We start from the raw sequence: 8,829 nt of genomic DNA on the forward strand, positions 1-8,829 counted from the left end.
CAGGGAGTACGGAGAATCGCGTCGACGGTCAGACCAGGACCGGATAATCGCGTCCGACAATGGCACCGGGAGCGCCCGCACAACTGGCGCGAATTATCTGCTCGGGTTCGTTCCGCAAAGGAATCCGCGCGTCACCCGCAGGTGACGGAAAAACGCTCCCGAGTGACCCGTGGACGCAATTATTCGACCGCTGGCGTCAACCTCCCGTCGACCCGTCGCGCAATGGCGGTGTACTCGTCGCGCAACTCCTCGGGTAGGACCCAGGCCGGGGCGTCCTGCCATGCCAACGGCCGGAGGAACCGCCGGATGGACGTGGCGCCCACCGACGTGTGCACGGCGTTCGTCGACGGCCAGGGTCCACCGTGGTGCTGGGCCCACGACACCCGCACACCGGTGGGATAGCCGTCGAAGACGATGCGCCCCGCGCGGGCGGAGAGCACGTCGACCAGCCGGCGTACGACGTCGGCGTCGTCCTGGACACCCCGGTGGACGGAACCGGTCAGCGACGGCGGGACGGCGTCCAGCGCGGCGTCCAGTTCGGCGGCGTCCTCGTACCGGACAATGACCATGAGCGGACCGAAGCACTCGTCGGCGATCTCGGGGGTCAGGCCCGACAGGTCGACCTCCAGGAGCCTCGGCGCGACAGCGAAGCCCGCCCCGGGGTCGACCTGGGCCTGCGCCGAGACCCGGGCACCGGCCCGCTCGAACCCTGTGGCGCGGCTCTCGAACGCGTCCCGGATGCGCTCGTTGAGCAGGATCGCGCCGCCCGAGCTGGCGACACTCCGCCGCAGGGTGTCCACCAGCAGGTCACCGCCCGGACCAGCCGGGACGAACGCCAGGCCGGGCTTGGTGCAGAGCTGACCGCCGGAGGCCGTGAAGGAGGCGAACAGGCCTTCGGCGATCTCCTCGGCCCGGTCGACGGTCGCGCCGGGCAGGACCACGATCGGGTTCACGCTGCTCAGTTCGGCGTACAGGGGGATGGGATCGGGTCGTTGGTCGATGGCCGCCTGGATGGCGCGGGCGGCGTTGACCGAGCCCGTGAGGGCGGCCGCACGGATCGCGGGGTGCCGCACCAGCGAGCGGCCGGCCTGCTCCCCGTACACGGCCGCGATGACACCGTCGGGTCCGCCCAGGTCGCGGACGGCCGAGGAGATCGCGGCGGCGGACGCGTGCGACGTCAGCGGGTGGGACGGGTGGGCCTTCAGGACCGTGGGACAGCCGGCGGCGAGGGCGGCGGCTGTGTCACCGCCGGCGACCGAGAAGGCGAACGGAAAGTTGCTGGCGCCGAAGACGGCGACCGGTCCGAGGGGTACGAGCATCCGCCGCACGTCCGGACCGGGTCCGAGTGGTGTGTCGGCGGCGTGGTCGATGGCCGCTTCGACGTACGCGCCGTCGCGCAGCACGTCGCCGAACATCCGGAACTGGACCGCGGCCCGGGTGAGCTCGGAGTCCAGTCGCGCGTGGGCCAATCCGGTCTCCGCCTCGGCGGCCGCGACCAGCTCCTTCCGACGGGATTCCAGGGACGCGGCGATGGCGTCCAGCAGCTCCGCCCTGCCGATCCTCCCCAGACCGGCCAACCAGCGCGTCGTCCGGGACGCCTGGCCGGCGACCTCGTCCAGGCGGGACTCGTCGGTCTCGCTGAGATCCGTCGCGCGACGCTGACCGTCGCGCGGATCGACGGTGCTGACCACGTTCACAGCAGTCCTCTCCTTGCCAGATTGCCCATCAGATCGCGGACGCCGAAGTGCCAGGGTTCGCACTCCTCGGCGTGCCGCACCCGGTTGACCAGGGTGCCGAGGGCCGGGCAGCTGATCCGTACCACGTCGTCGACCTGGTGGGTGAAGCCCTCGCCGGCGCGGCCCCGGTCCTGGACCGGCGCGAACATGGTGCCGAGCATCAGCGCGGCGCCGTCGGGATAGTGATGGTGCGGGCCGATCAACTGCCGCACCAGGTCCTCCGGGTCGCGCGACATCTGCGTCATCTGCGAGACCGCCTCCAGCCGGAAGCCGTCCGCCCCGCAGACCTCCAGGCGCACCTCGAGCTCGCGGACCCGCTCCATGCCGAACCGGTCGTCGAAGAGCCGGATCAGCGGGCCGAGGGCGCAGGACGCGTTGTTGTCCTTCGCCAGGGGAAGCAGGAGCGCCGAGCGGCCCTCGATGTCGCGCAGGTTGACGTCGTTGCCGAGGGTGGCGCCGACGATCCGGCCGCTGGACTGGACGATGAGCGTGATCTCGGGTTCCGGGTTGTTCCAGGTCGACGCGGCGAGCACACCGACGTCGACGGCGGTGCCGACGGCGGAGAGGATCTGCCCCTTGGTGAAGATCTCGGCGTCCGGGCCGATCCCCACCTCCAGGTACTGGCTCCACATGCCCTCGGCGACCAGCATGCTCTTGAGCCGATCCGCCTCGCCCGAGCCCGGCTTCAGGTTGTGCAGGTCGACACCGATGTCGGCGAACATCCGTTGCCGGATGTCCGCCGCGAGCGCCAGGTCCCCCCGTGCCCGCTCCTCGATGACCCGTTCGATCATCGAGATGGGGAAGGTCACGCCGGCGGCCTTGAGCGCCTGGAGGTCGACCGGGGCGAGCAGCCAGGGGCTGCCACCGTCTCGGGTCGCGCCCACCGTGTTGGCCAGGATCTCGCCGAAGTCGCCGACCCGCGCCCCGTCGAGCCCGGCCACGGTCGCGGCGGGGTCGGGCAGCTCGCAGATGTCCCGGACGGTCGCGAACCGATGGCTCAGGTCGATGACCACACCGTCGCGCACGGCGACGGGCGTCGGGCCGTCGACGGACGGGTCCCAGATCCGGCCGACCAGGACACCGTCCACGTCGTCCGGTAGGGCCTCGGCGGCGGTACCGACCCAGTCGGCGCGCGGAGATTCGCCGTCGGTGGTCGGCGCCAGCCGCTCGTGGGTGATCTCAGGACGCGAGGGCATGGTGGTCGCCGTCATTCGTCGCCCTGGCGAAGCCGATACGAGCGCGCTGCTTACCCATCGTCGCTCCACCATGACGAGTTGGAGTCAAGTTCATAAATTGCAACGATCGTAGCGACATGTGCAACGTTGTCAAGTGGCGATTGCGCATTGCGTCAACTACATTGCACATGATGCAACGACAGCGGCGTAGCCGCGCGTCGCGCGAGGGGAGACAGAGCCTTGGCGCAATCGATTCGCCGCGCGATCGACCTCATCCGTCGATCGGCCGAGCATCCGCTGTCCCTGACGGAGGCCGCGGACGTGCTCGGGGTCCACAAGTCGACGGCCCTGCGGATTCTGCACACACTGGAATCCGCGCGCTTCGTCCGTCGTACCGGCGCGGGCACCTACGTGCTCGGCGGCGGGCTGATCGAGCTGTCCGAACTCGCGCTCGGTTCGATGGACCTGCGCCAGCCCGCCGCCGCACACCTGCGTGCACTGCAACGCGAGACCGGCCACACCGTGCACCTGGCACAGCTGACCGGTGACGAGATCATCTACATCGACAAGGTGGACAGCCCGGCGTTCGACGCCGTCAAGCTGCCCTCGCGGGTCGGGCGCGCGGTGTCGATCTACGCGAGCGCCGTCGGGAAGACCATCCTGGCGTACCTGCCCCGGGACGATCGTGAGCGGCTGCTCTCCCCCGTCGTCTTCGAGAGGTTCACCGACACGACCTTCGCCGACCGTGAGGCGCTCGACGCCGAACTCGCCCGCATCCACGATCGCGGTTGGGCCGTGGACGACGGCGAGCACGACGCGTACGTGATGTGCGTTGCCGCACCCATCAGGGACTCGCGCGGGCAGGTCGTCGCCGCCGTCTCGATCACGGCGATCGAGGTCATCGCAAGCCTCGACGAGTTGAAGGGCAACCTGCCACTCCTCCTGGACACCGCCAGCCAGATCTCGTACGAACTCGGCTACCCGCGGCCCTCCGCGACCTGACCGCGCTCCCGTTGCGCGGGGTCGCCGTCGCGGAGGCGGTCCAGCTCGGCGAGGTACAGCGCGTGCATGCGGTCGTAGTGCCGGACCAGCAACTCGACCTCCTCGGCACGGTAGCCCTCGACGAGCCGCTCGACGCGCCCGGCGAACCGCTCGTACGGCCGCGTCAGCTCGGCGACCCGGTCCGGTCGCAGGGCGACGACCACCCGCCGCCGGTCCGCCGGATCGCGCTCGGCTGTCACGTAGCCCGCCTGCTGGAGCCGGCGCAGCATGCTGGTCACCGCACCGGTGGTGAGGTTGGTCCGCTCGGCGACCTGCCCCGCCGTGGCGGACCCGACGTCCGCCAGGTAGTCCAGGCACTCCAGGTCGCTCACGGTGAGGCCCAACTGTTCTGCGATGGCGTACCGGAACACCATGGACAGCCGCGACATCTCCCGGCCGGCGCGCATGAGGTCGGCGATCGCGGACGCCCTGGCCGGCACATGGGACATGCCCGCAATCATGCCTCCGGCACGGTGACCCGGTGCAGCCGAGGTAACACGCGGGTCAGCACCCAGTGGGGTGCGGCCGCGCCCCCGGTGAGGCGGCGCATCAGCCGACCGGCGGTGTCGACGGCACGGAAGGCGTACGGAACCATCTCCTCCTGGTAGGCGGCGATCGCCTCCTCCACTCCCCTGCCGCTCGCGCGGGCCTCGACCAGCTTGCGGCCGAGCAGGGCGGCGTCGCGCAGCGCGGTGTTGCCGCCGTGCGCGCCGAACGGCGGCATGACGTGCACGGCGTCGCCCATCATCGTCGCCCGGGGCACCGCCCAGCGACGAGGTCGTCGGCCCGTGGCGAAGAGGTTGAGCACCGTGGCGTCCAGTTCGGCCGTGGCGACCAGCCGCCGGATGAGCGGGTGGAAGTCCGTTGTCATACCGGCGGCCAGTCTCCACAGCGCCAACAGGTCCCCGCGGACGCCGATGGGCACCTCCTCCTGGCGAAGCAGCAGTCCCCACATGACGTAGTCGTCGCCGGTGGGCGCGTAGTTGCCCGGTGCCAGACGCGCGAACGCCTCCCGTGGGCTCTCGCCGAACCGCATCGAGGTGAAGAAGAAGGCGCGACCTGGCCGGTCGCCGATGGCCAGGACGCCGCTGCTGCGCAGCGCTTCCGGGATCATGCTCTCGCCGTTGCGGCGCAGGGGCGACCGGCCGTAGATGCCCGCCAGTGCAGCGCTCGCCGGATGCGCGTCCGGCATGAGCTGCGCGCGCAACGCCGAGCCGACGCCGTCCGCGCCCACGACGACCGTCGCCGCCACGGCCCCGCCGTCGGAGAACCGCAGCCGCAGACCTGCCGGGCCGCCGCTGTCCACCGCGACGGCCTCCTTGCCGTAGTGGATGCGTCCGTTCAGCCCGGACTGCAGGATCGACCGCAGGGTCAGCCGGTCGACCTGGCGGGTCGCGTACGGCTCGTCCTTGAAGGTGATGGTGAACGCGTCCCGCAGTCGACTGTCGGTGAAGCGGAGGTGCCCGCCGGGCTCGTCGCCCGTGGCCAGCGCCAGGTTGTACAGCTGGCGGGGCAGGCTCTCGCGCAGCGCCTCCAGCCCGTACCGGTCGAGAATGATCCGGTAGCCCTGTCGCCGGACGAAGGGGCCCGGGTCCCGCTCGTAGACATGCACCTCGATGCCGGCGCGCATCAGGTACTGGGCGAGGCAGAGGCCGGAGAGGCCACCGCCGGCGATTGCCACCGAGAAGTCTGTCGATATGCCCATGGAATTTATCTTAATCATTAAGATGATTTCCGCAAGCCGACTCGGGGCGAGGCGTCGCGATGGTCTTGTGTCCGGGCACGGAAAGGCGAGATCATCACGCATGCTCGACCCCTCACCCGAGGACGACGGGACTGCACCGACCGTCTCCACGCCGCGCTTCGTGGGCCGCGACCGGGAGATGGCAGCCCTCCGCGGCGCCCTGGCCCGGCCACCGGCGATCGTGTTGGTAGAGGGCGAGGCGGGCATCGGCAAGAGCCGACTGCTGCGCGAGTGGCTGGTCGCGCCGGACCAGCGCACGGCCCTGGTGTCGGTGTGCCCGCCCCTTCGCGAGTCGCTGACGTTGGGGCCGATCGTCGACGCGTTCCGGGGGATCGACCGTCCGGTGTCGCGCGTGCGGCTCACCGAGCTGGCGGGCGCCCTCCGGCCCCTGTTCCCGGAGTGGTCCTCGGACCTGCCGCCCGCGCTGCCGCCCCTGGACGACGCGAAGGCGGCCCGGCACCGCCTGTTCCGCGCCCTGGACGAGCTGCTGCGGGCGCTGCGTGTCGACGTCCTCGTCCTGGAGGACGCGCACTGGGCCGACGAGCTGACCCTCGAGTTCCTGCTGTTCGTCATCTCCCGACAGCAGTCGGACGGGCCGAGCCTGGTGGTCTCCTATCGGCCCGAGGAGGTGGACGACGGATCGCTGCTGCTGCGGCTGACGTCCCGGTTGTCCGCGGGCGTGACCCAGCTGAGGATCGCCCTGGCGCCCATGCGACCCGACGACACAGCGGCGCTGGTGTCCTCGATGCTCGACGGCAACCCGATCTCTGCGGAGTTCACGACGTTCATGCACGAACGGACCGGAGGCGTGCCGCTGGCCCTGGAGGAGTCGGTCCGCCTCATGTGCGACCGCGCCGACCTCGTCTTTCGTGACGGACAGTGGGTCCGGCTGAAGCTGCGCGAGCTACAGGTGCCGCCGACGGTGCGCGACTCCACCCGGGAACGCGTGAGCCGTCTGTCGCCGACGGCGCAGCAGGCGTTGCGCGCCGCGGCCACGTTGGCGGTGCGGTCCTCGGTGGCGACGATCGCGATGACCGCCGACCTGTCACCGGCCGCGTGTCGGGGCGCCATCGCCGAAGCGGCCGGCGCCGGTGTCCTGGACGGGGACGACCGCGGCCGGTGGCGGTTCCGGCACGTGCTGGCCGCCACCGCTGTCTACGAGTCGATCCCGCTGACCGATCGCAGGCACGTCCACCTGCTGGCCGGCCGGGCCCTGGAGCACCTCCAACCGCCGCCCGTGGCACGCCTTGCCCACCACTTCCGCGAGGCCGGCGAGACACGGTCCTGGGCGCGGTACGCCGAGCAGAGCGCCGAGTTGGCCATGGCGTCGGGCGACCACACCAAGGCTGTCGACCTGCTGGTCGACCTGCTGTCGTGGGCCGTACTGCCGCCGGTGGACCGGGCGCGGGTCGCGCGCATCGCCGGCGTGGCCGCACTGGGCCGCCGAGAACAGGTCGACGAGGTCTACCACCGCGTGATCCGTACCCTGCGTTCGGTGCTGGAGACGCCGGGCCTCTCCGCCCGGCAGCAGGCCGAGATCCGCAATCCCCTGGGTCGGCTCCTGATCACCGGGGGTGAGGCGCAGGCCGCGCTCAGCGAGCTGGAGCAGGCGGTCGCCAACCTGGACCATGAACCCGTCGAGGCGGCTCGGGCGATGACCTACCTCGGCTGGGCCTACGCGGGACCGTGGCCGGCAGCGACCCACCGGCGCTGGCTGGATCGCGCCGCCGAACTCACCGCGGGATTCGATTCGCCCGCGGAGCGGCTGAACCTGGCCGGGAACCGGGCCGCTGCGCTGCTCATGCTCGGCGAGGAGGAGGCCTGGGACGTCGTCGCCGATCTGCCCGTCGACGGCGCGACCCCGGCGGAACGTCTCGACGTGGCCCGCATCCACACGAATGTCGGTACCGGCGCGCTGCTCTGGGGCCGGTACGCCGACGCGGAGGAACACCTCGCCGTGGCCATGCGCCTCGCCGAAGTCGAGCAGGCCTCCCGACTACAGCACAACGTCCGCCTCGAACAGGCCAACCTGGCGTGGCTGACCGGCCGGTGGGACGGTCTCGCGGAGAGGAGCGCGGCGCTCGCCGACGCGGACCGGGACCGGCCGGCGCACTACCTCGGCAGCATTCGCCTCGCGGCCCGGCTGGCCGCCGCAGCCGGCCGACGACGCGCCGCGGAGGAGCAGTTCCGGCTGGTCCTCGAGGAGTCCGCCCGTCTCGGCGCGGCCGACGACACGATGGAGGCCGCCGCCGCGCTGGCCCGGCTGTGGCTGGCGGACGGGAACAGCGCCCGGGCGCTGCGGATCACGAACGAGCCGATGGAGACCGTCCGGCGAAAGGGCATCTGGGTCTGGGCGACGGACCTCGTCCCCGCCCGGATCGAGGCGCACCTCGCCACCGGCGACCTGACGGCCGCGACGCGCCTGGGTGACCAGTTCGCCCGAGGACTGCGTGGCCGGACGGCGCCAGGGCCGCGCGCGGCGCTCACCGTGTGCCGGGCCCTGCTGCTCGCCGCCGCCGGAGAGCACGCGCGCGCGGCCACGGCGTACGACCGGGCGGCGCGCGCCTGGAGCGCCCTGCCGCGCCCCTACGACGCCCTGCTTGCCCGCGAGCGCCAGGCCGAGGCGCTCCTGGCGCAGGGCCAGGTCGACCGGGGCCGCGAGCTGCTGGCCGCGCAGTACGAGCAGCTCTTCAGGCTCGGCGCCCGCGGCGACGCGGACCGGGTCGCGCAGCGGCTTCGCGAGCGCGGCGCCGAGGTCCCGCGACTGTGGCGCGGCGGCCGACGCGGGTACGGCGACCAGCTCTCACCCCGCGAGCTCGACGTCGTCCAGCTGGTCGTCGCCGGCAAGACGAACCGGGAGATCAGCCGGATCCTGGCCAAGTCTCCGGCCACGGTGGACCAGCAGCTCCGCGCGGCGATGCGCAAGTTGAAGGTGAGTTCCCGGACCGCGCTCGCGGTCAAGGCGGTGGAGGCCGGCGTGTTCGCCGAAGAGGACTCGCTCGACGACGCGTCGTGAAGATTGACGTATCCGCTGGATAGCTAAGACCGTGTGTCGTTTGGGGTTGTTGGAGTGCAAGGTCATTCGTTGAGCTGGTGTGAGCGACGTGGAGAAGTACTGCCCGGACGCGTTGTG

The 8,829-nt window shown here is 71.5% G+C and carries 6 protein-coding genes; 2 read left to right on the top strand and 4 right to left on the bottom strand.

The features are described from left to right. Positions 1-179: 179 nt before the first annotated feature. Entirely contained in the window at positions 180-1,697 is a 1,518-nt protein-coding gene (locus ACGFH9_RS22850) for an aldehyde dehydrogenase family protein (RefSeq protein ID WP_393222582.1), read from the bottom strand. Then, positions 1,694-2,932 (bottom strand): fumarylacetoacetate hydrolase family protein, encoded by a 1,239-nt coding sequence (locus ACGFH9_RS22855; protein WP_393222585.1) that lies wholly within the window; start codon positions 2,930-2,932, stop codon positions 1,694-1,696. The genes ACGFH9_RS22850 and ACGFH9_RS22855 overlap by 4 nt, the downstream gene beginning before the upstream one ends. Positions 2,933-3,151: 219 nt before the next feature. On the opposite strand from ACGFH9_RS22855, the gene ACGFH9_RS22860 reads away from it, so the two are divergent. Then, on the top strand, positions 3,152-3,913 hold the full coding sequence (locus ACGFH9_RS22860; RefSeq protein WP_393222588.1) for an IclR family transcriptional regulator: 762 nt from the start codon (positions 3,152-3,154) through the stop codon (positions 3,911-3,913). On the opposite strand, the gene ACGFH9_RS22865 is transcribed toward ACGFH9_RS22860, so the two are convergent. Then, entirely contained in the window at positions 3,889-4,401 is a 513-nt protein-coding gene (locus ACGFH9_RS22865) for a MarR family winged helix-turn-helix transcriptional regulator (protein WP_393222591.1), read from the bottom strand. The two genes, ACGFH9_RS22860 and ACGFH9_RS22865, sit on opposite strands and share 25 nt — an antisense overlap. 8 nt (positions 4,402-4,409) lie before the next feature. Next, the gene (locus ACGFH9_RS22870; RefSeq protein ID WP_393222594.1) at positions 4,410-5,657 is read right to left on the bottom strand and encodes an FAD-dependent oxidoreductase; all 1,248 of its coding nucleotides are present in this window, start codon (positions 5,655-5,657) and stop codon (positions 4,410-4,412) included. 100 nt (positions 5,658-5,757) lie between these two features. On the opposite strand from ACGFH9_RS22870, the gene ACGFH9_RS22875 reads away from it, so the two are divergent. Further along, the gene (locus tag ACGFH9_RS22875; RefSeq protein WP_393222596.1) at positions 5,758-8,712 is read left to right on the top strand and encodes a helix-turn-helix transcriptional regulator; all 2,955 of its coding nucleotides are present in this window, start codon (positions 5,758-5,760) and stop codon (positions 8,710-8,712) included. Positions 8,713-8,829: the final 117 nt, after the last annotated feature.

Origin of the sequence: Micromonospora sp. NPDC049102 (assembly GCF_043197485.1) — a bacterium.
Taxonomy (GTDB): Bacteria; Actinomycetota; Actinomycetes; order Mycobacteriales; family Micromonosporaceae; genus Micromonospora.

What these genes read in the sequence shown, in the direction of transcription:
- ACGFH9_RS22855 (WP_393222585.1), bottom strand. Translation starts at nt 2,932, where the DNA reads ATGCCCTCGCGTCCTGAGATCACCCACGAGCGGCTGGCGCCGACCACC.
- ACGFH9_RS22865 (WP_393222591.1), bottom strand. Translation starts at nt 4,401, where the DNA reads ATGTCCCATGTGCCGGCCAGGGCGTCCGCGATCGCCGACCTCATGCGC.
- ACGFH9_RS22870 (WP_393222594.1), bottom strand. Translation starts at nt 5,657, where the DNA reads ATGGGCATATCGACAGACTTCTCGGTGGCAATCGCCGGCGGTGGCCTC.
- ACGFH9_RS22875 (WP_393222596.1), top strand. Translation starts at nt 5,758, where the DNA reads ATGCTCGACCCCTCACCCGAGGACGACGGGACTGCACCGACCGTCTCC.